The sequence below is a fragment of the Stieleria sedimenti genome, from assembly GCF_025060895.1.
GTDB classification, from domain to species: Bacteria; Planctomycetota; Planctomycetia; order Pirellulales; family Pirellulaceae; genus Stieleria; species Stieleria sedimenti.
On record NZ_JANZKV010000111.1, the window covers coordinates 24932 to 47382 of the forward strand.

Genomic DNA, 22451 nt, shown 5'->3' on the forward strand with positions numbered 1-22451 from the left:
ACGAGAAGTGGTTGACGAGCGATCCGCCGTAACGCCACGTGTTGTGTTCATGGTGAACGAAGCAATTTGAAAGCGGCACTAGTCGAATTCTTCGACTTGGGTGACCTGGGTTTCGTTGAATCCGGCGATGGTTCCGGCGTCCATCGCGTCGACCAGGTACTGCAGCTTGCACAGTTCGTGAACTTTGATGACCAGCCTCGCCGGGTTGCCGCTTTCGTTGGCACGTTTGAGGGTCGTGATCAGGTTTTGTTTGCCGGGCGTTTCCTCTTGCCAATCCGTCGCCAGGACCAGGAAGGATCCGAATTCGTCGACTTGGACTTCGACCATTTCCAAGTCTTCCTCTTCCTCTTCAACAACCGTGGTGCTGGGGGCGTCGGTTTGTTGCCGCGGCATCTCGATCGATTTTTGCAGACTGAACGCCGCGGTCACCATGAAGAAGATCAACAGCAGGAACGTGACGTCGACCATCGGGGTCATGTCCAGCTCTTCCTCTTCCCGTTTGGTTTTTTGGAAGATCGGTTCGTCATCGTCATCGTCGTCCAGGCCCGCGAAGGTGGCTGCCGGTCCCGGGCCGACGGGTGGTGCCGGTGCGTCCGTTGGCGGCCTGCCGGTCGGCGGCGATGGGGTCGCCGCAGGGGGCGAAATCGCTTCGACGGGCGCCGCTGCGACGACAGCGGGGCCGGCTTCCGCCGCGGCAGAATCGCCGGGCAGGGGCGGCGGAGCGGTGCCCAGGTCGGCTTCGGGGACGTGGACCGCCGTGTCGCACTGGGGGCAGCGGACACGACGACCGGCCAACGAATCGTTGACTTTGTTCGTGGCGCCGCACTGGGGACAGGTAACTGGAATCGACATGCGTTGGGACGAGAAGTGGAGCTGTGTGTCTAAATCAATTCGGAAGCGATTTCGGTCAGCTGAAACTGCTGGAATCCGGCGATCGTTGCGGCATCCATCGCATCCACCAGGGCCTGTAGCCGGGCCGCCGATTCGACTTCGATCCGCAGGTCGGATGTCATCGGAGTGGCCCGCTTTGCGGCCGCCAGTTCGCTCACCAATTCCTGTTTGCCGACCAGTTCCTTTTGCCAGTCGGTTGTCATCAACAAAAAACTGCCATGGCGGTCGACGTGCAAACGGATCGGGTCGAAATCTTGGACAACGGCCGAGCGGCTGGCCTGGTCGTTCTCCGGGTTCGGCGTCTCGATCGCACGTTGCATCGAAAACGATGCGGTGACCATGAAAAAAATCAGGATCAAAAACGTGACGTCGATCATCGGCGTCAGGTCGAGTTCGGATTCGTTGCGGCGCGTCATAGTTCTTTCACCGCGATGTAAGTGGACGAAATATCCTCGAACGCGTCGCCGATAATTTTTTGCACACGCGTCACCTCGCCGACCGCGACTTCCCCGTCGCCCATGATCATCACGTGGTTTTTTTCTTCCCCACGGGTGGTCTTGAGTTCTTCGGAGATGTACTCGATCAATTCGGTCGTTTGGGTTTCTTCGTCGCTGCTGAATTCGGTTCCGTCGATTCGTTTCAGGATGACCTTGTCTTTGCCGGCCGGTTCGATGAACACGACCGCCGACTCTTTGGCGCTGATGGCGATACCGTTTTGTGCTTCGGGGATCTTTCCCATCTGGGTCGGATCCATCTTGGAACAGACGACAAAAAAGATCAGCAACAAGAAGGTGATGTCGATCATCGGGGTGATGTCCATTTCGTCTTCGTCTCGCTTTTTGCGAGGCATTTGGAAATCGTCATCTTCCTCGATGTCAGGTTCCTCGATCACGCTACTCATGATGCGTTAGCGTCCCCCGCTGCGAGCGAGTCCGGCTTTGAAGGCGTCCATGAAACGGCTGAGCCCGGATCCGACCAGGTCTTCCATCTTGGCGATTCGAATGTTGACGTTGGCGACCAGGATCATCAGCGGGATGGCGATCGCCAATCCGCTGGCGGTCGTCACCAGTGCGACGCGGATATCGCCGGCCAGCTTGCTCGGCTCGACCGACTCGGCGGTGGCCAGGGTTTGGAACGCACCCATCATGCCGAACACGGTTCCGAACAACCCGATCATCGGAGCGGCTTTGATCACGGTGCCGACCCAGCTGAGTCGATAATCCAGATCGCTCATCACGTCACGCTGGAACCGGTCCATCATGAACTTGCGGGCTCGGTTGTACCCCAGGTTGCGATGGCTGACGGCCAATTCGATGATCTGGGGCAACGCCCGGGCGTCCCCTTCGCAGTAGTCGATGGTGCCTTCGAAATCGCCGGCTTGAATCATCTGTTCCACGTCGTCCAGGAACTGGTCTTGTTCGTCTTCGGACTTGAAACGTTTCTGTCCGACGCGATTCCAGACGACGACGATGCAGTACAACCCCCAAAGTGCCACCGCCGCGAGTGCGAGGTAGGTCGCATCGGCGATCATGTTGAAAAGCGAATACGCAAGGATCATTGACATTCGTGTCTTTCCCGTTGATTGATGAGTTGAGTGGTTTCGTTTTGAGGGCAGGACGATCGGTCGGGCTGGACCATTTCAGCCGAACCTTGGTTTGCGCGGTCGTTCGTACGGTCGATCTCCCCAGGCAATCCCCCGGGCGATCGGTTTGCTCTGTCGATCAGTTCAGAAACCCTTTCGGTAACGTTGACTGACGATGCTGAAGGAGTAGCCGCCACCGTCGGGAGTGCTTTCAAAGACGGTTTTGGCGATCGAGTGGGGGAATTTTTTTCCTTTTTCTTCGGCGTACTGCTTTTCCATGTTGGCCAGCTGGTTCTCCAGATCCTTGGGGACAAAGCGGATCACATTGCGGCCGTTGACCTGGATACCGGCGGCGGTGAGCAATTGGCGGTCAAACTGCAGCAGCGGGTTGGAGAGTTTCCATGAAAAGTACAGCCGTTCTTCGGTCTTGGGCTGCGTGTTGACTCGCTTGGTCGGCGAGGTGGATAAGTTGTTGGCCATCTCGATGACGTTGGGGCCACCGCCCCCGAAAGCGGCCAGTTCGATTTTGTAAAAATCCAGTTGCTTCGCGTAGTCTTTCTTGCCCTTGGCGTTGAACGTCAGCTCCCAGCGTTCCCAGCGGCCGATGATGTCGTCTCCCTCACCCATCGGTCCCGGCGGCCGGCTGTCCCCCTGGCCGGTGCCCTGCGTCGAGGCGGTGGCGTTGGTGTCGGCGGTCGTCAGTGAAGCGGCCACGCTGCTGACCGCGTCGGTGACCGCCTCGATCGTGTCGGCCAGCGTCGGCTCCATCAAATCCTCAACCTCTTCGGCCCCCGGTGGTTCGAAATCACGCTCGAAACCCTCCGGGTTTTCACCGCGGCCGGGCGGGTTTTCGATGATCGGTGCCAACGCGATCGGTTTGGGTTCCCCGCTGAGCAGCCAGACGACGAACATCATGAACACGAACGCGCCGAGAAACAGGATCAAGGCCAGGAACAGCGAGGTCACCGAGTCGAAGCGGCTGAGCTTCAGTTTTTCGCGCTCCAGCTCCCGCTCCAGCCGGGCCGCTTCCATTTGGTCCGTTTTTTCTTCCTGCTCGACGATAGTTGACATCGCTTTAACTACCTCCGTCCCTGCTCGCGCGGCCGGAATTCGTGATTTGTGTCTCGACCCGAACGGGACGACGGCCTGCCAGACGATGGGCTGCCGGGGGCGATAGTGTGATCGGAAAACCCATTGGCCGCGAGTGCAGGCAGGGAATTGGTCTGAAAAGTTGGCGCGGTCGTCACGTCGGTAAGGAAATCGCCGTTTGGAGAGATTTTTCGAGCTATCATATGCTGCCGGACGCCTCTGCAAAAAGTCGCCGTCGCAATCGCTGTTGTCTCAATTGAAATTTGTCTCGCACTGAACCAATTGACGAACCCACGCATCATACCCTAGGATCCCCGCAGATCGAATGAATCTTCCAGCTGGTCAGGTAGCTCAGTTGGTAGAGCACGGCCCTGAAAAGGCCGGTGTCGCCGGTTCGAGCCCGGCCCTGACCACTCTCTTCGACTCGCTGTGAAGGCCTCGATTCTCTCTGGTTTCGCCAGGCCTTCTTGCAGGTTGCCGCCCCAACTAATCGACGGCCCTGCCCCGGAAAAAGCGATGATCGTACTGGGACGATTCCGTTGGGACGTCGGCCCCAAGCACTTTCCCGGAATCTCTCTGCCGCGGTCTCTCCGCCCCCTACGTCCGGGGCATCCGCGAGGTTGACCGACGTGTCGTCCCCTGAGGTTGACGACAGCCCTGCGGTCGGGCGAACAGGATCTTTTCGGATTTTCGATGGATTCGCAGTCGGCCGCCACGGAACCGTTGGTGGAGACACGCCCTGGTGCTTTGCCCAGATTTGAATTTCCGGCACAACCGCAGGTTGCTACGCAGGTTGCTACGCAGAGGCCGCTGCGTTTCAGGGGCCGCTGCGTTTCAGGGGCCGCTGCGTTTCAGGGGAGGGCGAGACTACCGCCGAGCCGGGTGGCTTGAGGGTGCCGGCAAGAGAGGTTGCGGGCGGGGGTCTGTCTATTGGCACGTCGAGAAAGCTTTTCAGGCATCCGCCTGCCCAAAAATGCGCTCTGCGGGCTAAACTGACGTCTCGCCTGTCCGCATGTCCCGATCCAAAGACTGGAAAGACGTGGAAAATTCATCCGAAAACCAGACGGCTTCGCATCACGGCAGCAATGAACAGTGGGGGACTCGGATCGGCGTGATCTTGGCCGTCGCCGGTTCGGCCGTGGGGCTCGGCAATTTCTTGAGGTTCCCCGGCCAAGCCGCTCAAAACGGTGGCGGCGCGTTCCTGCTGCCTTACTTCATCTCGTTGTTGGTCTTGGGCATCCCGCTGTGTTGGGCCGAATGGACGATGGGGCGTTATGGCGGGCACCATGGGTTCAATTCGTCCCCGGGGATTTTTAGCGTCGTTTGCCGCAACGCGAAGGCACGCTACCTGGCGGTTCCGGCACTGCTGATCCCGCTGGTGATCTACATGTATTACGTCGTGATCGAGGCCTGGTGTCTGGCGTATGCGTTTTCGTACTTGAACGGATCGCTGATGCTCGGCGAAGACACCGAGGCCTACGGTTCGTTTTTCAGCAGCTTTGTCGGCAGCGGCGAGGGGCAAAACGGCGCGGCGTTTCGAGGCGAGTCGTCGCTGCTGTACTTCGTGATGATCACCTTCGTGATCAACTTTATCTTTATCTACCGAGGCGTCGCCAAGGGGATCGAGACGTTTTGTCGCTATGCCATTCCGTTGATGGTCGTGTGTGCCCTGTGCGTGCTGGTCAGGGTGCTGACCTTGCCGGCCGACAAAGTGAATGCAGGATTGGGATTCATGTGGAACCCCGATTTCTCGGCCTTGTTGGATTCTAAGACGTGGCTCGCCGCATCCGGCCAGATCTTTTTCTCACTGTCGGTCGGATTCGGGGTGATCGTCAACTACGCCAGCTACCTGAAGAAAAAAGACGACGTGGTGCTCAGCGGATTGACCGCCTGCGGCATGAACGAGTTTTTCGAAGTCTGCCTGGGCGGTCTGATCACGTTGCCGGCCGCGTTCATTTTTCTCGGCGCGGCGGCAGGGGATCAGGGGACGTTCGGCCTGGGGTTCACCGCGCTGCCCAATGTGTTCGCTCAGATGCCGGCCGGGCAGTTCTTCGGGTTCCTGTGGTTTTTTATGTTGTTCTTGGCCGCGATCACCAGCAGCTTGTCGATGCTGCAGCCGGTGATCGCGTTCTTCGAGGAAGGTTTCGGGATGCAGCGTGGCGCGTCGGTGTCGCTGTTGGGCATCATCTCGCTGTCGGGCAGCGGATTTGTGATGTACTTTTCCGCCGGACTGAAAGCACTCGACACGTTCGATTTTTGGGTCGGCACGTTCTTGATTTTCGTGCTCGCGATGGTCCAAGCGGTGATTTACGGCTGGGTGTTTGGGATCGAGCAGGGAGCGAAAGAATCCAGTCAGGGGTCACACCTGAGAATCCCGACCGTGGTGCAGTACATGTTGAAGTACGTCGTGCCCGTCTACCTGGGCGTGATTTTCATCGCGTTCGCCTGGGAAAACGTGTTGGACAAAACCGATCCGGAAACGGGTGCGGTCACGCAAGGTTATCTGTCCAAGATCGCCGGGGACGAGGTGATCTTGATGTCGTTGTTATTCATCGGAGGCACGATCGCGTTCCTGACCGTGATGGTGCACGTCGCCGGAATCCGTTGGCGTCAGCAGGGTCGGTTCGACCAGATGGAGTGAAGTTGCAAGTTCGAAGTTTCAGGTTCCAAATTGTCCTGAAACCTGAAACCTGAAACCTGAAACCCGAAACCCGAAACCTGAAACTCAAATGAACATCTACGGTTGGATCGTGATGGCCTGCTCGGTCGGGTCGGTGGTCACGTTGTTGACGTATTGTCTGTACCGGGTGATGACCCTGCCGCCGGTACCGGATGACGATCCCGAATGACGCATCGGGTTTGCATTATCAATGTCGTCGGGCTGACCGCTCGATTGCTCGCTGACGCACCGGCGATTCGGTCGCTGGCGGGGAATCCGCCCACGGACGGGCTTGCCGCGGGCGGCAAGCAGTTCATGCCGTGGACCAGCCCACTGCCGGCGGTCACCTGCACCTCCCAGGCCACCATGCTGACCGGGCTGGCCCCGCGCGATCACGGCGTCGTCGGCAACGGATGGTACTACCGCGAGACCCAGGAAATTCGGTTCTGGCAGCAAGCCCGCTCGTTGGTCCAAGGTCCCGCGTTCTATGACGAGTTCGAAACCGCCAAGATGTTTTGGTGGTTCAATCAATCCTCGACGGCGCGTTACAGTTGCACGCCGAAGCCGCATTACGGCTGTGACGGCAGTAAAGTCTTTGACGTGCTCGACCACACCGGGTGCAATCTCACCGAGCGGCATGGCGCGTTTCCGTTTTTCACGTTCTGGGGGCCCGGTGCCGGGTTGCCGTGCAGTCGCTGGATCGCGGAGGCCACCGCGACGGTGCTGCGTGAAAAGCAGCCCCAGGTCACACTCGCCTACTTGCCGCATCTGGACTACGACTTCCAACGATTTCCGGATCACGACCCGGCGCGGGTGGCCGAAGTCGACCAGTGTGTGCAAACCATCCTGGCCGCCGCCGACGAGATCGGGGCACAGGTGGTGATCGTTTCGGAATACGGCTTGGTTCCCGTCGATCGGCCGATTCACATCAACCGCGTGCTGCGTCAGGCCGGCTGGCTGTCGGTGCGGAACGGGCCCTTCGGTGAAGTCTTGATGCCGGGGGAATCGAAGGCCTTTGCGGTCGCCGACCATCAACTGGCGCACGTCTACGTCAACGATCCCCGACTGGTCCCTGCGGTGCGAAAGGAGCTTGAAGCGGTCCCGGGTATCGGCGGCGTCTTTGATCCCGGCGATCTGGAACTCGATCATCCGCGCAGCGGTGAACTGATCGCACTGGCCCGACCCGATGCCTGGTTCACGTATTACTACTGGGACGACGACGCGCTCGCGCCCGATTTTGCTCGCACGGTGGATATCCATCGCAAGCCGGGCTATGACCCTTGCGAGTTGTTCATGACCAGTAAGGTGCGGATGGCGGCGCGATTGTTGCAAAAAAAACTCGGCATGCGCTACAAGATGGACGTCATTCCGCTCGACCCGACGCTGGTCCGCGGCAGCCACGGTCTGCATCCCGATCCGATCGACGGCCCGATCGTCATCGGACCTTCGGGTGAGCACCCGCTGCCATCTGACATGCGCGGGTTTGCGGGCTACATCCGATCGCTGTTGGGCGCCCGCTAAACGCGGCGGGCTCGTACTGCGGTGTCTATCGGACCCAGGGTGACCTGTCGGGTATCCGCCGGATTTTGAGGTGTGTTCATGAAAAACACCCCCTTCCCCTTTTGGGCTGATTTACTTGCGGAACGGCGTGCGGCCGGTGGGGGCACTGCGGCCGGATGCCTTCAACTTTACCAGCAGGGCTTGCAGCTCTTTGCGTTTGGCTACTTCCTTGAAATACAGATTGGTCGTCTCGCCGGGATCGGTTTTCAGGTTGTACAGCTGGCCTGGTGCATCCGGTGCGAGTTCGGGCAGCGCGTATTGGGCCATGTTGCCCTGTTCGTACCCATTGCCGCCGGAACCTTTGTGATCGAGGTACTTCCAGTGTCCCTGGCGAATCTGAAACTCGCCACGAAAACTCTGCGTCAACAGATGGGGGCGAATCGAATCCGTTTCTGGCTGTTGTCCCAACATCACCGGCAGCATGTCAAAGCTGTCCGTCGCCACGTCGTCGGGGAGTTCGACACCGACGACTGAAGCGACCGTGGCAAAAATGTCGGTGGTGTTGGTCATCTGAGCGGTCACCTGGCCGGGCGGGATGTGACCCGGCCATCGCGCGATGAAGGGGACCCGGTGACCGCCCTCCCAGCCGTCTCGCTTCATGCCGCGCCAACCGCCTGACGGATCGTGCTGGTGATCTTGCCGCATCCAGTGAACGTGCAACGTCTCGGCTCCGTTATCGGAATTGAACATCACCAACGTGTCGTCATCGATCTCCAACTCCTTCAGCAAATCAAACACGCGTCCCACGATCGCGTCCAGTTGCCAGACGAAATCGGCTCGCGGCCCGGCGTCGGTGGCTCCGGTGAATTCGTCGGCCGGCAACACGGGCGCGTGAGCGATCTGAGTTGACAGCACGGCGAAGAAAGGTTTGTCGGGCGTTTGTCGGACGTGATCGGTGATAAAGGCTCTGGTCTTTTCGTAAAACAGCAGGTCGGCATTGATAAAGTCATAGCCCGGTGACTTCCAGCCTTCGTCGTTGTCCCACCGCCATTTGCCACCGGGGTTGGGCAGCGTATCGCGTTTGTGTCGTTCACTGGCCGGAATCGGGACCATGCCGTTTTCGATGTAGATGTACAGCGGGTCGGTGTTCGGGCAATTGGGCGTGATGAACGATTCGTCAAAGCCTCTGGCGTTGGGGCCATCGATCAGCGGCGTACTCTTCTCGTAATCGATCAGCAGCGAATTCTCGAAGCCGCCACCGAGACGCTGTCCGTCTTTGTTGAACCAGCTGAGTCCCACGTGCCACTTGCCAAAGACGCCGGTGCGATAGCCCTTCTGTTTCAGCATTTCCGCAATTGTCAGCGTGCCGGGCTTTAGATAGCTGGGGCCGCTTGGTCCTTCGAACGCTCCACCGCCCCCGCCGGTCGAGCGATAAATCTGCTGTCCGGAAAAGAGACCGTATCGCGATGGCGAACAAATCGTGGAGGGGCTATGGGCATCGGTGAAACGGATGCCTTCGGCCGCCATCTGATCCAAGTGAGGCGTCTGGTAAGGCGCCTCGTCGTTGTAGCACGACAAGTCACCGAAGCCGAGATCGTCCGCATAGATCACGACGACGTTGGGAAGGTCGTCGGCGGCCCGAGCGGCGTCGATCGACAGCAATGCGATGAGCCATCCGGCAGACCATAGAAGAAGCGATGTATTGTTCAAAACGTTGAACTCTCCGAGTCGAATCGAAAGGACTGGTGAACCGAGATGAATCCCGCCACACGCACTCGGTCGCCCCGAACAGCGGCCCCGAACAGCGGCCCCGGACGGCGGCCCCGAACAGCGGCCCCGGACGGCGGCCCGGACAGCGGTGCAGAACCGGACCGTGGCGACACGGGAATCGCCGGGGCGAGCCAACAAAGGGGGACGATTGCCATGGCTGCGGCGACCAGCAACGCCAAGGATTGTAGCTCAAAGAATGTCACGGTCGACGTTTCACGATTTGCATTACGCGTGCAATGTGAGACAATCGAGGTCGTGTTCAGCCGACGGTTTGATGGTTCGCAAGATGCAGGCCGATGCCACGCTCAAGACCTGCGAGCAGTTTACCATGCCGATCCGCAATCTAGACATGATCTTCGCTCCCAGGAGCGTTGTCGTCATCGGTGCCAGCGAACGTCGATCCAGCGCGGGCAGGATCGTTCTCGACAATCTTGTCTCGGGCGGATTCGCCGGGCCGGTGTACCGGGTCAATCCCAGGTACACCCGTGTGGGCGGCATGCCGTGTTATGCCGCGATTGCCGACTTGCCCGAGGCCGTGGATTTGGCGGTGATCTGCAGTCCGGCCGAGACGGTGCCGCGATACGTTGCCGAGTGTGGCGAAGCGGGGATTCGAGGATTGGTCATTCTTACCTCTGGATTTCGCGAAGCGGCGCCCGACGGGAAAGTCCTCCAAGCGGCGGTTCTACAGTCCGCTGAGCCGTTCGAGGGTCTGCGGATCGTGGGGCCAAACAGTCTGGGCGTCATGGCACCGCACCTGTCATTCAACGCCAGTTTCGTCAGCGACTTGCCACCCACGGGGAATATCGCGTTCATTTCCCAGTCCGCGGCGCTATGCACCGCCGTGCTCGATTGGGCGATCCAAGAGAACGTCGGCTTTTCGCATTTCGTGTCCGTCGGCAACATGTTGGACGTCGGCATCGCTGATCTGATTGACTATTTTGCGATCGACCGATGGACGCGATCGATCATCTTGTACGTCGGTTCGATAACAGAGCCGCGCAAGTTCATGTCGGCGGCCCGGGCTTTCACCCGGACGAAGCCGATCATCGCTTACAAGGCGGGCCGGTTCTCGGGGTCGGCCAAGGCTGCGGCCACTCATACGGGAACGATGGCCGGCGTCGACAGTGTCTATGAAGCTGCGATGAAGCGGGCCGGAGTGTTTCGGGTCTACAGCGTGGAGCAGTTGTTCGACTGCGCGAAACTTCTGTCGCAACAAAAGACGCCTTCCGGACCACGTTTGGCGATCATCACCAATGCCGGTGGACCGGGCGTGATCGCGACCGATGAGTTACTGGATCAGCAGGGTTCGCTGGCGAAGTTATCCGATGACACGATTGAAAAGCTGAGCCAACAGCTGCCGCGGGCCTGGTCGCATGGCAATCCGGTCGATGTGCTCAGGGACGCCACGCCAGAACGATTTCAATCCTCGGTGGAACTCGTGCTGGCCGACCGGGGCGTCGATGGCGTGTTGGTGGTGCTCTCGCCCTACACGACGACCGACCCGACCGGCATCGCCGCGGCGGTGGTGCAAGCCGCAAAACATGCGTCCAAACCGATCCTGGCGGCGTGGATGGGAGGCGGCAAGGTTCGTGAAGGCACCGAACGGCTCAACGCGGCGGGCATTCCGACGTATTCCTCACCGGAAAAAGGCGTTCGAGCGTTCATGAACCTCGTGTCCTATGGGCGGAACCGCGAAACGCTGTACGAAACACCGCGTGAAATCCCGATCGAGTTTCCCCTTTATCGTGCCAAGCAGCGTTCCCTCGTCACGACGTTTTTGAGCGAGGGTCACGACGTGCTGACGGAATCCACGTCCAAGGCATTCCTGCAGGCGCATGACATTCCGGTCATCCCCACCCATGTCGCCTGTTCGTTGGCGTACGCGACCGAGTGCGCCGCACGGGTCGGGTACCCCGTCGCGCTCAAAGTGTTTTCACCCGACATCACACACAAGACGCACGTCGGCGGCGTCGAACTGAATCTGGCCAACCGCAACGATGTCGCGCTGGCGTATGATCGGATTCTGAAACGAGCCAAAGAATTCTGTCCCGACGCCAGAATCGACGGTGTCACGGTCCAACGCATGTTGGTCGAACCGAATAGTCGCGAGCTGATCGTGGGTGCCAAGCGTGATCCGGTCTTCGGAACCGTCTTGATGGTCGGTGCCGGAGGGACGACGACCGAGTTGTTGCGAGACCTGGCATTTGAGTTGCCGCCGCTGAACGAGCGTCTTGCCAGGCGAATGGTCCAATCGCTGAAGGCCTGGCCATTGCTGCAGGGTGAACCGGGACGCCCCGGCATCAATCTCAACCGGCTCGTCGAGGTCTTGATGCGGCTTTCCTATCTCGTTGCGGACTATCCTGAAATCACGGAGCTGGATGTCAACCCGCTGTGGGTGACCAGCCACGACGTGATCGCCTTGGATGCCCGGATCGTGGTTGATCATGACGCCGTGCTGCATCCTGTTCGGCCGTATTCCCATCTTGCCATTCGGCCCTATCCGGACGAATACACCAAGCGAGTGATCCTGAAGGATTCGACGGCCATCCTGCTGCGTCCGATCAAGCCCGAAGACGAACCGATGTGGCACCGCCTGTTGGCCAGTTGCTCACCCGAATCGCTTCACATGCGATTCCGCTACATGTTCAAAGCGTCGTCCCACGAGATGGCCACACGGTTTTGTTATATCGACTACGACCGAGAAATTGCCATCGTCGCAGAAGACGAAGACGACGGACATCGGAAGCTGCTCGGGGTCTGCCGCTTGGTCGCCGACGCCGACCATCACGAAGCCGAGTTTGCGATTCTGGTCGGCGATCCTTGGCAAGGCATCGGGCTCGGTTCGGTCCTGATGGACTATTGCCTCGGGATCTGCGCTGATTGGGGGATTCGATCGGTCGTCGCCGAAATGGCTCCCAGAAACTCGCGGATGATCACCATGTTCAGCAACCGTGGTTTCGTGATGGACCGCAGCCAATCCGACGATGTGGTGATCGCCAGAAAGCGTCTTTCGCCTCTGATTCTGGCGTGAGCGATTGAGGGCTTATTGAGGCAACCGTCGAACCTCCGTTCTGGCTGGTCCCTCCACTCTCGAACCGGCCGACGCAGACTCCGCTCGCTTGGCAAGTAAATTGGTTGCGATGCCGACCGCGAAGCAAATGAACGCGTAGATCATTGGCAGCACCGAATAGGACTGAGATTTCGGGTGGATCATCACCAACAGAAAGAGGCTGCTGCCCATGAAGGCGGTCAGGGAAAGGCCCAAATAGGTCAAGTACTTTGCGTCGTTCATCATCGACTCCGTAGCGAGATTCAACATGCGTCGGACGGACGAGCGGACCTGGGCATTGGTCGGCGGTTGTCCGTCGCCCTCATGACGCCAGCACTCCGAAATCCTGTCCAACCAGACCGCACGTTGCTTTGGCGGTGTTGATCACGCCAGGCACGCCCGCACCCGGGTGCGGGCCACCGCCTACGATGTACAAGCCCGGGATCTGGTCGGCACGATTATGGGGCCGGAAAAACGCGCTTTGGGTCAGCTTGGGAGCCACCGAAAACGCCGAGCCGTGGTAGGCGTTGAGTTCGTCGCGGAAATCATGGGGCGTGAAATGGCGGCGGGTGACGATCGATTGGCGGAGACCGGGAAGGTGCTGTTCGAGAGATTCCGAGATCGCATCTCCGTACTTTTGCGCCACCGAATCCCAATCGATGGCCGCTCGGCCGAGATGGGGCACCGGGCTCAGTACGTAGAGCGCTTCGCAGCCGTCGGGGGCGAGCGATGGATCGGTCACCGTCGGAGCGTGCAGGTACAGGCTGAAGTCTTCGGGCAATTTGTTGCCCTTGAAGATGTCGTCGAGCAGGCCTTTGAAACGCCGCCCGAACAGGATGGTGTGATGCGCCAAATCGCTGTATCGTCGATTGGTGCCGAAATAAATCACGAACAAGGACATCGAACATTCCATCTTCTCCAACCGGCGGCTTTCTTTCGCGGCGGCAACGCGTCAGTCCACAACTGTCGAGAGACGGAACGGCATCCGGTCGCAGCAGTGGCTTCGGCGTCACGGGCGGTTTGAGGTAACAGCAGGGTGCTCCATCAGTTGTCTCTTCGAAAGAAAGAACGGACAAATCGAATGGGTCGCAGACCGATCACCGTTGGCGGAAGGCCGACGATGATTTTCGCCGCATCACCGGCGGTGAATCGGTGCGAGTAAAATCGCTCGATGGCGTCGTCGGAAAGCACGCGGTAGAAGCGGCGGAAAAGGCGATGTCGTTGTCGGGGCGTCACCAGTCGGAACAGCAGCCGGTTTAAAAACCGCGCATACATCGATTGCCAGCGGTGTTCGTCCGCCAGTTCCTGCACCGCGACGCGAGCGTCGGCGAGCGGCACCGACCAAGATGTAGTCAAATTCTGGGGAGCTGGTATCACGGTTCATCGCGCCACCTCGACGTTGCCGGACGAAGACGAAGCGCCGACCGTCGAAACGCCCGCCGAGGTCCCCACCCAGCGGCTGATCGGTCCATGCAACAACAGATGTGGGACTGCGATTGCAGACAGGCCGATGAACAGCGTTCGAGCCACGGCGTCACTGAGGAACTGACCCGACGACCAGAACCACATGCCGATGACTGAAAGAACGATCGCGGCCACCGAAAGAGGCGTCGTCGCAAGAAGAACCTGTGGCAGACTCCGCCGATGCGTCGTGGTCAAACCCCGAAGGCCTCGAATCGAATGCCACCCGCAAAAGTAAATCCCAAACGAGACCAGCACATCCGCAGTGAGGAACATCAAAGCAAAACAGAGGTTTCGCGCCGCCCTCCCGCGATGCTCGTGCGTCATTAGACCCCGCAAGATGGCAGACACGGCAAGCGGAAGCAGTGCCGCCGCGATCCAGCGGGTTGTCCAGACGATCGTTCCTGTTGACAGGATCAGCTCTGGCGGAACAATGCTACCCAACAGTGACCCAACTCTATCCGGCTGTGTCAGAACGGGGATCCAGATGACCAACCCGCCGACGGCGATCGCAAGTAGATGATTCAAGACGCTTGACCGACCCATGACTTGCTCATCCTCAATCCCAAAGTGCCACGCGGAGACAAGGGAAAACGCGACGACCGTCGCCAGCGGGATCACCCACCAGCCCAACGCCACGACTAGAGCGACCGCAACGTAGCTGGGGAAGAAGATCATCGCCCAAGTTCGTGGAAACCGGTTACCGAGTAGTCGGCGGCCGGTCCAGTGGTCCAGACCGCCGTGCGGAATTCCGACCAGGGAAACGGCCACCACAAGTCCGGCGAGCGTCACCGTCGTTGGCAAGAACGCCAGTTCCTATGAAGGCGACGCCGTGGAGCGTTGCGGCACGATGGGGGAATTGAATCGGCGCGCGATCGCGTTGGCAGAGCGATGAACGTTCGGCGTCCCGATTCACGTCCCGTGTTGCTCGCGTGCCTGACGGTGGCGGAGACTGCCACCTCACGCGGGGATCGCCACCTCACGGAAACGCCGCGATGTGCACTTCGATTCTATGGCAGGCTGGACCGAGTGGGAGGCGTGCTGAACGTGGATTCCGCGGGACGCCACCGGCCTCCGCCCGGCTCGCATTCATGACCCGGGTGACGCATTTTCGCCAACGAAATGTCGTCTTTGTCGCTCACGGGCTGAAAATTTGACACGCAGCAACGGTTGCCAGTGTTTTATAGTAGCGGATACCCGTTTCGGACCGAGGGGGGCGAATCGCGGGACACGAGTCACGTGGTTCAGCCGCCGAGCGGTTTCTTTTTCATCTCATCCAAAGGGTTCCCGGCATCATGCGTTGGTCATCGATTTCCCATGTCCTGCTCATTCTTTTGTCCCTTTCATTCGCGGTGCCGATGTCCGGCTGTGGGAAGGACATGACGGAGTCTCAGGGGCCGGAGCTAGGGGCTGTCGAAGCTTACCTTCAAGAGCATCCCGAAGAGCGTGAAGACAATCCGGATGAAGCAGGGTCCGAAGAGGATGAGAACGAAGCTGCGAGCTGAAATCTCGGTTGAGGCGATCGTTCACTCCGGTTTGCATTGATTCTGGTTGCGTTGCATCACCCCGCGGTCGCCGCACGCGCCGACGGGGACATTGATTCGTTTTGTTTTTGATTCGTATTTTGAGGCATTTTCTATGAACATCCGTTCCAGACGCGGCGGCTTCACGTTGGTGGAGTTGCTGGTCGTGATCGCGATCATCGGCATCTTGGTCGGGCTGCTTTTGCCGGCCGTCCAAGCGGCTCGCGAAGCAGCACGTCGAATGAGCTGCAGTAACAACTTCAAGCAAATCGGCTTGGGGATTCATAATTATCATTCCGCCTACAAGCGGCTGCCCACGATTCGCGGCGGCACTTCGCGGGTGTTCGGCAACAACAATCCGCAGTCACGCGAACCCCGACTGGTCGGGGGCAGCTATGGCGGGAACAATTTGAACAACCTGAGTTCCCTGGTTCAGTTGGCACCCTTCGTCGAACAGCAAGCGCTCTGGGATCAGATCAGCAACCCGTTTCGCGTCAAGGAACCCGCATCGGCGGCGGGGCAGTACGAGTTCAGCGCGATGGGTCCCAACGCGGACATCAGCTTGGCCCAGCATGGTCGCTATCAGTACGATCCATGGCTGACGACCGTCCCGATGTTGCGCTGCCCCAGTGACCCGGGTGACGGCTTGCCGGCCCAAGGCCGCACGAACTACGGCGTCTGTGTCGGCGATGCGCTGCAATTTCAAAACACCGGAGGCATCAACCAGAACGGTCAGCCGAACCGCACCGCGGCACCGCGTGCCAAAGCCACCTGTCGCGGTATGTTTTTCCCGCGTGTGAACATGCGATTCCGCGACACGCTCGATGGGCTTTCCAACACCATCATGGCCGGCGAAATGGCCACCGACATCGGAGACCGATCTGTCATCACACAGGCCGCCAAACCGTCTGGCGGTGCGAACGACCTCGGCGGCCTGATGACCGACCCGTCACTGTGTCAGGCGTTCGTCGACCCGGACCGACCAAAGTTCTGGGATCCGGGCGCTTTCTTGACCGGCGGCACCCAAGGACAACGCGGGTTCAAGTGGTCCAGCGGCTATTGCGTTCACACCGGCGTGGTCACCATTCATCCGCCCAACAGTCCGATTTGCAGCAGTGGTGCCGGAACGTGGCGACCTGGAATCTACGGAACCAGCAGCCGGCACCAAGGCGGTGCCCATGTCTTGATGGGCGATGGTGCGGTCATCTTCATCACCGATTCGATCGAAGCCGGCGGGAAGGAGAGCCCGATGGTGATCTGGAACGGAACGGGCACGCGGGCACCGGGTTCGCAAAGTCCCTACGGTCTCTGGGGCGCACTCGGCACCCGAGCCAACAACGAGACGATCGAAGAGCAACTCAACCAGTAGTCGCTCACCAGACTTGATTCAGGTCGACGTCGATATCGTTCAAGTACGTGACGGGGATTCGCTTTCCCGTCACGGCTTGTTCGACGTAGCGGCCGTTCTCTAAAACCAAGGCCGTCACGGTCTGTTCGAACGGATCGACGATCCAGTATTCACCGACGCCCGTCCGCTCATAGAGCGCTCGTTTGAGCGTCTTGTCGTTCGATTCGGTCGACGGTGAAAGGATTTCGATGAGATGATCGGGGGCGCCTTTCACCTTGGTTGGCGTGATGATCCGATTTTCCTTCAGCACCACGACAAGATCCGGTTGGACGATATCGCATTCGGTCAATTGCACATCCACCGGCGCGTCGATGACGCTACCCCGTTCAGTAAGTTCGATTTTCGAATACAGCTGAAATTGCAATCGCCGTGACACGTATTGATGATAGGTGCTCGGTGCAGGATTCATGTAGTGGTCTCCTCCAATGATTTCATGCCGTTTTCCGTCGTCCGGGAAACAGACGTAATCCTGGTAGGTCAGCTTGCGAATCTCAGTACTCATCGTGTCGTGTCGGGTGTCTGGCGGGGCCTGTGATTCCTCTCGTGACGCTTGTCGATCCTCTCGGTCTTACCCTTTTCAGTGTAGCTTTTTCATCTGGAGAGCACCACGTTGATCAGGAAACGTCGTGGATTGTCGATCAAGTATCGATTCGCCAAGACACGACCCTGCACCACTTTAAAAGAGCGTTCGTAGCCGGCTTCCAATTGGCAGGCTTGACAGATCGCAAACGGAAACAGCGAATATTCTTTGGCGTGGTCGGTCATCGGTCGAGCGTTCCGCCGTGTTTTTCGGATGTCGAAACTTTCTACGGTGGTTTATAGTAGTGGGATGCCAGTTTCACCGCATCAGAATTCCAGCCCTTGCAAGACTTTGTTTTCATGAGCACCGCACTTCGAATCACCGCGGACGAGTACGATCGCATGATCCAGCGGGGCGCGTTCGTCGGCATGGACCGCAAAATTGAACTGATCCGAGGAGAGTTGCGACAGATGAGTCCAGCCGGTCCCGTGCACGAAGACTACGTCGATTACCTGAACCGTTGGTCGACCAGCGTCACCGATCCGGAGGACTGTGTGGTGCGAGTCCAGTCGAGCATTGACCTGGGCGACAGTCGCCCAGAGCCCGACGTCACGTGGCTGCGACCGGGGCGTTATGCGGCACGTCGGCCCAAGGCGTCTGATGTATTGCTGCTGATCGAAGTCGCTGACTCCAGTTTGGCCGGCGTCACTGGCGAGAAGGCCGACCTGTATGCCGAGTCCGGAGTCGCCGAATATTGGGTCGTCGACTGTGCCGCCAAAGCGATTCACGTCTTCACCGATTCTCGAGAGAATCGATTTCATTCCAAACGGATCGTCTCGGTCCCCGGCACACTGACTCCGACTTGCAAGCCCGATGCCGTGCTCGCATTGAACGAGCTTTTTATTTAATCTCAAAGGGTCAGTGACGTCGTCTGGTACCTCCTTCTGATCGTTGCCGGGTTTCTGGCGGGCGTGGTGAACACGATCGCCGGCGGCGGCTCGTTCATGACGTTGCCGGCGTTGATGCTGTTCGGATTGGATCCGAAAATGGCCAACGGTACCAATCGCGTCGCCGTGCTGTTTTCCAGCGGGGCCGCCGTCGCGACGTTTCACAAACATGGGCACCTGGATCACAAGCTCGCCAACCGTCTGACGTTGCCGACGCTGTTGGGTGTGCCGGTCGGGGCTTGGCTGGCGGTCTATTTGCCGCCGGATGCCTTTGAGCCGGTTTTCGGTGCGATTTTCTTGGTGATGGCGGTCGTGCTGATGCTCAACCCCAAGCGAATTGCGGCGGCGAACGTGGGTTCGGTCAGTTCCAAGCGATGGATCAAACCGGTCTTTTTCGCCATCGGCATCTACGTCGGTTTTATCCAAGCCGGGATGGGGATCCTGATCTTGTTGGCGATGAGTCTGACCAACAGCGGCGACCTGGTGGCGTCCAACGCCATCAAAAACTGGATCGGTTTTTTGGTCACGCTGGCGGCAACGATCATGTTCGCGATTTATGGATTGATCGACTGGCTGCCCGGCTTGGTGATGGCGGTCGGTAACGTGATCGGCGGTGTCGTCGGTGCGAAGCTGGCGATCAAGAAAGGCAATCGGCTGATCTTCGCGTTCCTGATCGTGGTGATGATCGCGACCGGATTGAAGCTGATCGTGACCAGCATTTTCCAGTGGTTGGGATGAAGAGAGGTTAGACTGCGGCACCGGGACCGCACGATGCGGCCTCGTGAAGAATCACCCTTGTTATTGATGACTTGCTTTCGATATGTCCAGCCCTCGCATCACCATCACTTCCGCGGACGTCATCGACCTCCGAGTCCCCACCTCCGATCGGTTGCTCGGGTCCGACCCGTTTCACAAGCAACCCGACTACTCGTCGGCCGTCTTGCACCTGGAAACCGATGCCGGATTGCGGGGCGTTTCGGTGGTCTTCACCGTCGGCGCGGGAACGGATTGGGTCTGTCACGGGATCAAGGATCTGTGCCAATTGATCATCGGATCCGATCTCCATGACTTTGCCGCGGCCCCGATTGATCTGTATCGACGTTTGATCGATCACCATCAATTGCGATGGCTGCACGACGGCGTGTTTCGGATGGCGGCCGGCGCGGTCTTGAATGCGATGTGGGACCTGTGGGCCAAGTCGCTCGACAAACCGCTTTGGAAATTGTTGGTCGATCTGGAACCGGAGTTCGTCGCTGACTGCATCGATTGGCGAAACATTCGTGACGCGCTCAGCCGCGACGAAGCGGTGACGCTGTTGCAAGAGCGGCGATCGACGGTCAAACAACGTGAAGCAGAAATGAATCCGCGCGGGCCGAAGGCCTACTGCACCGCCGGCTGGTTGGGGCTGAGCGACGAACAGATTCTGGCGACGATTCGCAAGCTGCAAACGCAAGGTTTTGATTCGTTCAAGCTGAAGGTCGGGCAGGATTCGGATCAGGACGTGGCGCGGATTCGTTTCATGCGCGACGCGATCGGGCCGGACTGCAACCTGATGGTGGACGCCAATCAGTATTGGGGGCTCGGCGAGGCGAAGCGTCATATCGAACGCTATCGCCCGTATGGTTTGAAGTGGATCGAAGAGCCGATCGCCCGTGATGATGTGCTCGGCTACGTCGAACTTGCCGAGATCTTTGAGGACGCGGATTTTGGTTTCGCCTGTGGTGAACAAGCCGCCTCGCCCGTGATTTTTAAACAGTTACTCAAAAGTAACGCGATCGAGTATTGTCAAATCGACGCCGTTCGTGTCGCGGGCGTCAACGACGTGATGGCGATCATTTTGATGGCGGCGAAGTTCGGCGTGCCCGTGTGTCCCCACGGCGGCGGCATCGCGTTGTGCAACATGATCCAGCACTATGGGATGTGGGACCAGATCGCCGTTGCCGGACACTCCGACACACAACTGGTCGAATACATCGACTTTCTGCAGGAAGCCGTCGAGCATCCCGTCACGACGCGCGACGGCTGTTACGTCACGCCGACCGCAGCGGGTTGGGGACTCGAGTTTCTGCCGAGCTTTATCAAACGGCACCGGTTTCCCGACGGCGAGGTTTGGGCGTCGCGTGATCCCCGGAAAAAAGGTGCGGCATTCGAGGTCGCGAGCGAGCCGATGGACGGTGGCTATTCGTCGTCGTCCTCGTCGTCCTCGTCGTCGTAATACTCTTCTTGCCACCGGTACTGAAGCGGCGGCTCGCCCACGCATTGGGTGACTTCGGGCTTCTTGCGTTTTGAAGGTTGATCACTGATGCTCTCGATCGTGATCGAGAAACGTGTCGTGTCGCCGAAGTCGTAATCAAAGGCAATCGACTCGCCGGATTCCAATGGCAAGTCCCCCAGTCGCGTCTCGTCGGCGAACATTTCTCCGTCATCCAGTCGGCCGTCGAGGATCCTGCGACAGATTCCGGTCCGGTCGCGATACTCGTAGAGAAACAAGTGTTCGTCGTTAAAATTGAACGCTGCCAAAATCGCGTAGGCAAAGACGTGGAGGTCGGTTTCGGCGGGGGCGACGAAGACTCGCGAGCAATCGCCGACAGACACGTTCAGTGTATATTCGCCAGGTTGAAATTCTGCGGCTGGCGGGGACAAGCGTCCTTTGAGATCTGGAAACAGTGTCCGACACGTTTCGTAGAAATCGTCTTCGTCGGATGACCAACGCAACACGTTGAGCAAGGCCACGTACGCAGCGTCACCGAGCGGCAGTCGTGTGGCTAATTCAATCCCAGCAGATTTCCCCTCTTTGACGTCGGATTCCATTTCCAGTTTGACGAATCCGAATTCGTGCAGCATCGCCGCGTCCATTTTACCCTCCCATGATTCAAACAGATAGGATGTCTCACCCGGACGGATCGTCTGCACCTTGTCTAGCTGGCTGTAGCAGCTCGCTATTTCTGCGTATCGTCCTTCGCCACGCGAGTGGTAACCGATGATGGAGACCGAGACTCGGAACAGATAGGCGGAAAGCAGCGCGATGTATTGCTCGGTCGGGTTCAAATCATTGAAACGCCCGCGTAATTCTGCGTCCACAAACACGGCGCGTTTGGGCTTGGTCTGGGTCGTCACCAAGCACATCGATCGGAGCAGCAAATAAAGCCCGGCCAGCGTGGGGAAGGACCGCAGCTGGGGTCGGGCCATTCGGTTGACCAGCGGTTCGGCCATCCGCTGATTCGCCTCCTTGAGAAGTTTCATCGGCAGCACATAGTTCTGATTGCCGGTCGGGGTCGGTGGCCCGTCCAGGAAATCGAGCAACGCGTTGGCGTCCGAGACGATGGGGCCGGGCTGGTCGGCGGTGATCGACAGCGAGCGGAGAAACTTTTCGGCGGGTTCTGTTTTCTGCGAAAACAGGCTTCTGATGTTCTTGGCAACTTTCATGCGACGGTCGTTGTTTTCGGATTCATCTTTAAGACTGGCGGTGTGGAACGGTGCCGCCCCGAACATCATTCTGTGCGGTGGTTGATCAATTGTCGGGTGGGTCAAACAAACGCGGTCCAATGCCACTTACTTTGGCGGCAACCGGGGTGTTTTTTGTTAGCGGCAGGGCGCGAGCCCTCCGGTCTTTCAAGGTCAAACCGGACGGCTCGCGGCCTGTCGATTGAATCGACGTTCCGAAATCATCGCAATGCTGCAGCCCGACGCGTCAGCGAGCGGCGCCGCGTGGTCCCTTGCTAACGCATGCGGGCTTAAATCGACAGGCCGCTCGCGCCGTTCCGCTAACACCTTCAAGGCCAGCGTCGCTGGCCTACCCCGACGGGGTCAAAGCCAGTAGCCGGAGGTGAGCGGAGCGACACCTCCGGAGATTGGGTCCACACGTCGGCTGCGACCCCGGAGGGTGTCGAAGCAAATCGCGCCCGAGCCCTCGGAGCCGGTCTGCCGTCCCGAGTGAACGAGCATCCCGGTCAACTCTTCTTGAAACGCGGACTGCGGCACCGCCGGCGGATTGATTCGCTGCGACCCCGTCCGGGGTCGATGGGATTTTGGGGCGTGCTTCCCGGAGGTGG

At 59.1% G+C, this 22451-nt stretch carries 20 protein-coding genes, 1 tRNA gene and 1 pseudogene; 9 read left to right on the forward strand and 13 right to left on the reverse strand.

The window, feature by feature from the left end:
* Positions 1–78: 78 nt before the first annotated feature.
* The 5 genes from NZK35_RS15430 to NZK35_RS15450 form a co-directional block, all read right to left on the reverse strand.
* A complete protein-coding gene (locus NZK35_RS15430; protein ID WP_259633432.1) occupies positions 79–852 on the reverse strand; it encodes a biopolymer transporter ExbD in 774 nt (257 codons plus the stop codon).
* Between the two features lie 29 nt (positions 853–881).
* On the reverse strand, positions 882–1307 hold the full coding sequence (locus NZK35_RS15435) for an ExbD/TolR family protein (RefSeq protein ID WP_259633433.1): 426 nt from the start codon (positions 1305–1307) through the stop codon (positions 882–884).
* A complete protein-coding gene (locus tag NZK35_RS15440) occupies positions 1304–1792 on the reverse strand; it encodes an ExbD/TolR family protein (RefSeq protein WP_259633434.1) in 489 nt (162 codons plus the stop codon). The genes NZK35_RS15435 and NZK35_RS15440 overlap by 4 nt, the downstream gene beginning before the upstream one ends.
* Positions 1793–1798: 6 nt before the next feature.
* Positions 1799–2449, reverse strand: coding sequence for a MotA/TolQ/ExbB proton channel family protein (locus tag NZK35_RS15445; protein WP_095738917.1), 651 nt, complete (start codon positions 2447–2449; stop codon positions 1799–1801).
* 168 nt (positions 2450–2617) lie between these two features.
* Positions 2618–3544, reverse strand: coding sequence for a hypothetical protein (locus NZK35_RS15450; RefSeq protein ID WP_259633435.1), 927 nt, complete (start codon positions 3542–3544; stop codon positions 2618–2620).
* 358 nt (positions 3545–3902) lie between these two features.
* Between NZK35_RS15450 and NZK35_RS15455 the strand changes: the two genes are divergently transcribed.
* The 3 genes from NZK35_RS15455 to NZK35_RS15465 all read left to right on the forward strand — a co-directional run bounded on the left by NZK35_RS15455 (position 3903) and on the right by NZK35_RS15465 (position 7742).
* A tRNA-Phe gene (locus tag NZK35_RS15455) sits at positions 3903–3975 on the forward strand.
* 599 nt (positions 3976–4574) lie between these two features.
* The gene (locus NZK35_RS15460) at positions 4575–6203 is read left to right on the forward strand and encodes a sodium-dependent transporter (RefSeq protein WP_259633436.1); all 1629 of its coding nucleotides are present in this window, start codon (positions 4575–4577) and stop codon (positions 6201–6203) included.
* Positions 6204–6407: 204 nt separating this feature from the next.
* Positions 6408–7742 carry an alkaline phosphatase family protein gene (locus tag NZK35_RS15465; protein ID WP_259633437.1) on the forward strand — a complete coding sequence of 445 codons (1335 nt, stop codon included), beginning with the start codon at positions 6408–6410 and terminating at the stop codon, positions 7740–7742.
* 111 nt (positions 7743–7853) lie between these two features.
* On the opposite strand, the gene NZK35_RS15470 is transcribed toward NZK35_RS15465, so the two are convergent.
* A complete protein-coding gene (locus tag NZK35_RS15470) occupies positions 7854–9431 on the reverse strand; it encodes a sulfatase family protein (protein ID WP_259633438.1) in 1578 nt (525 codons plus the stop codon).
* Between the two features lie 334 nt (positions 9432–9765).
* Between NZK35_RS15470 and NZK35_RS15475 the strand changes: the two genes are divergently transcribed.
* Positions 9766–12522 (forward strand): bifunctional acetate--CoA ligase family protein/GNAT family N-acetyltransferase, encoded by a 2757-nt coding sequence (locus tag NZK35_RS15475; RefSeq protein WP_259633439.1) that lies wholly within the window; start codon positions 9766–9768, stop codon positions 12520–12522.
* A 12-nt stretch (positions 12523–12534) separates the two neighbouring features.
* Here NZK35_RS15475 and NZK35_RS15480 read toward each other — a convergent pair whose 3' ends face one another.
* The 4 genes and pseudogenes from NZK35_RS15480 to NZK35_RS15495 all read right to left on the reverse strand — a co-directional run bounded on the left by NZK35_RS15480 (position 12535) and on the right by NZK35_RS15495 (position 14805).
* Entirely contained in the window at positions 12535–12810 is a 276-nt protein-coding gene (locus NZK35_RS15480; protein ID WP_259633440.1) for a hypothetical protein, read from the reverse strand.
* 52 nt (positions 12811–12862) lie between these two features.
* Positions 12863–13468 (reverse strand): annotated as a pseudogene (gene crtI / locus NZK35_RS15485) (phytoene desaturase family protein); the annotation flags it as partial.
* A 116-nt stretch (positions 13469–13584) separates the two neighbouring features.
* The gene (locus NZK35_RS15490) at positions 13585–13896 is read right to left on the reverse strand and encodes a lycopene cyclase family protein (RefSeq protein ID WP_259633441.1); all 312 of its coding nucleotides are present in this window, start codon (positions 13894–13896) and stop codon (positions 13585–13587) included.
* A 24-nt stretch (positions 13897–13920) separates the two neighbouring features.
* Entirely contained in the window at positions 13921–14805 is an 885-nt protein-coding gene (locus NZK35_RS15495) for a Brp/Blh family beta-carotene 15,15'-dioxygenase (RefSeq protein ID WP_259633442.1), read from the reverse strand.
* 491 nt (positions 14806–15296) lie between these two features.
* Here NZK35_RS15495 and NZK35_RS15500 point away from each other — a divergent pair, with 491 nt between their 5' ends.
* Together NZK35_RS15500 and NZK35_RS15505 are read left to right on the forward strand one after the other, a co-directional pair.
* Positions 15297–15506 (forward strand): hypothetical protein, encoded by a 210-nt coding sequence (locus NZK35_RS15500; protein WP_259633443.1) that lies wholly within the window; start codon positions 15297–15299, stop codon positions 15504–15506.
* A 133-nt stretch (positions 15507–15639) separates the two neighbouring features.
* Positions 15640–16893 (forward strand): DUF1559 domain-containing protein, encoded by a 1254-nt coding sequence (locus tag NZK35_RS15505; protein ID WP_259633444.1) that lies wholly within the window; start codon positions 15640–15642, stop codon positions 16891–16893.
* Positions 16894–16897: 4 nt separating this feature from the next.
* On the opposite strand, the gene NZK35_RS15510 is transcribed toward NZK35_RS15505, so the two are convergent.
* Together NZK35_RS15510 and NZK35_RS15515 are read right to left on the reverse strand one after the other, a co-directional pair.
* Positions 16898–17434: a Uma2 family endonuclease gene (locus tag NZK35_RS15510; protein ID WP_259633445.1), complete on the reverse strand. Its 537-nt coding sequence runs from the start codon at positions 17432–17434 to the stop codon at positions 16898–16900.
* A gap of 89 nt (positions 17435–17523) precedes the next feature.
* On the reverse strand, positions 17524–17697 hold the full coding sequence (locus NZK35_RS15515) for a hypothetical protein (RefSeq protein ID WP_259633446.1): 174 nt from the start codon (positions 17695–17697) through the stop codon (positions 17524–17526).
* Positions 17698–17811: 114 nt separating this feature from the next.
* Here NZK35_RS15515 and NZK35_RS15520 point away from each other — a divergent pair, with 114 nt between their 5' ends.
* From NZK35_RS15520 to NZK35_RS15530, 3 genes are all read left to right on the forward strand, one after another.
* Positions 17812–18360, forward strand: coding sequence for a Uma2 family endonuclease (locus NZK35_RS15520; protein ID WP_259633447.1), 549 nt, complete (start codon positions 17812–17814; stop codon positions 18358–18360).
* Between the two features lie 39 nt (positions 18361–18399).
* Positions 18400–19137, forward strand: a complete 738-nt coding sequence (locus NZK35_RS15525) for a sulfite exporter TauE/SafE family protein (RefSeq protein WP_259633451.1) — start codon at positions 18400–18402, stop codon at positions 19135–19137.
* An 82-nt stretch (positions 19138–19219) separates the two neighbouring features.
* Entirely contained in the window at positions 19220–20614 is a 1395-nt protein-coding gene (locus NZK35_RS15530) for an enolase C-terminal domain-like protein (RefSeq protein ID WP_259633448.1), read from the forward strand.
* Here NZK35_RS15530 and NZK35_RS15535 read toward each other — a convergent pair.
* Positions 20578–21825, reverse strand: a complete 1248-nt coding sequence (locus NZK35_RS15535) for a plasmid pRiA4b ORF-3 family protein (protein WP_259633449.1) — start codon at positions 21823–21825, stop codon at positions 20578–20580. The two genes, NZK35_RS15530 and NZK35_RS15535, sit on opposite strands and share 37 nt — an antisense overlap.
* Positions 21826–22451 lie beyond the last annotated feature (626 nt).

Bases quoted from the DNA above. Each gene is read 5' to 3' on its own strand.
- NZK35_RS15445 (WP_095738917.1), bottom strand. From the start codon at position 2,449: ATGATCCTTGCGTATTCGCTTTTCAACATGATCGCCGATGCGACCTAC.
- NZK35_RS15450 (WP_259633435.1), bottom strand. From the start codon at position 3,544: ATGTCAACTATCGTCGAGCAGGAAGAAAAAACGGACCAAATGGAAGCG.
- NZK35_RS15520 (WP_259633447.1), top strand. From the start codon at position 17,812: ATGAGCACCGCACTTCGAATCACCGCGGACGAGTACGATCGCATGATC.
- NZK35_RS15480 (WP_259633440.1), bottom strand. From the start codon at position 12,810: ATGTTGAATCTCGCTACGGAGTCGATGATGAACGACGCAAAGTACTTG.
- NZK35_RS15500 (WP_259633443.1), top strand. From the start codon at position 15,297: ATGCGTTGGTCATCGATTTCCCATGTCCTGCTCATTCTTTTGTCCCTT.
- NZK35_RS15430 (WP_259633432.1), bottom strand. From the start codon at position 852: ATGTCGATTCCAGTTACCTGTCCCCAGTGCGGCGCCACGAACAAAGTC.
- NZK35_RS15505 (WP_259633444.1), top strand. From the start codon at position 15,640: ATGAACATCCGTTCCAGACGCGGCGGCTTCACGTTGGTGGAGTTGCTG.
- NZK35_RS15465 (WP_259633437.1), top strand. From the start codon at position 6,408: ATGACGCATCGGGTTTGCATTATCAATGTCGTCGGGCTGACCGCTCGA.
- NZK35_RS15515 (WP_259633446.1), bottom strand. From the start codon at position 17,697: ATGACCGACCACGCCAAAGAATATTCGCTGTTTCCGTTTGCGATCTGT.
- NZK35_RS15535 (WP_259633449.1), bottom strand. From the start codon at position 21,825: ATGAAAGTTGCCAAGAACATCAGAAGCCTGTTTTCGCAGAAAACAGAA.
- NZK35_RS15435 (WP_259633433.1), bottom strand. From the start codon at position 1,307: ATGACGCGCCGCAACGAATCCGAACTCGACCTGACGCCGATGATCGAC.
- NZK35_RS15530 (WP_259633448.1), top strand. From the start codon at position 19,220: ATGTCCAGCCCTCGCATCACCATCACTTCCGCGGACGTCATCGACCTC.
- NZK35_RS15440 (WP_259633434.1), bottom strand. From the start codon at position 1,792: ATGAGTAGCGTGATCGAGGAACCTGACATCGAGGAAGATGACGATTTC.
- NZK35_RS15475 (WP_259633439.1), top strand. From the start codon at position 9,766: ATGGTTCGCAAGATGCAGGCCGATGCCACGCTCAAGACCTGCGAGCAG.
- NZK35_RS15510 (WP_259633445.1), bottom strand. From the start codon at position 17,434: ATGAGTACTGAGATTCGCAAGCTGACCTACCAGGATTACGTCTGTTTC.
- NZK35_RS15460 (WP_259633436.1), top strand. From the start codon at position 4,575: ATGTCCCGATCCAAAGACTGGAAAGACGTGGAAAATTCATCCGAAAAC.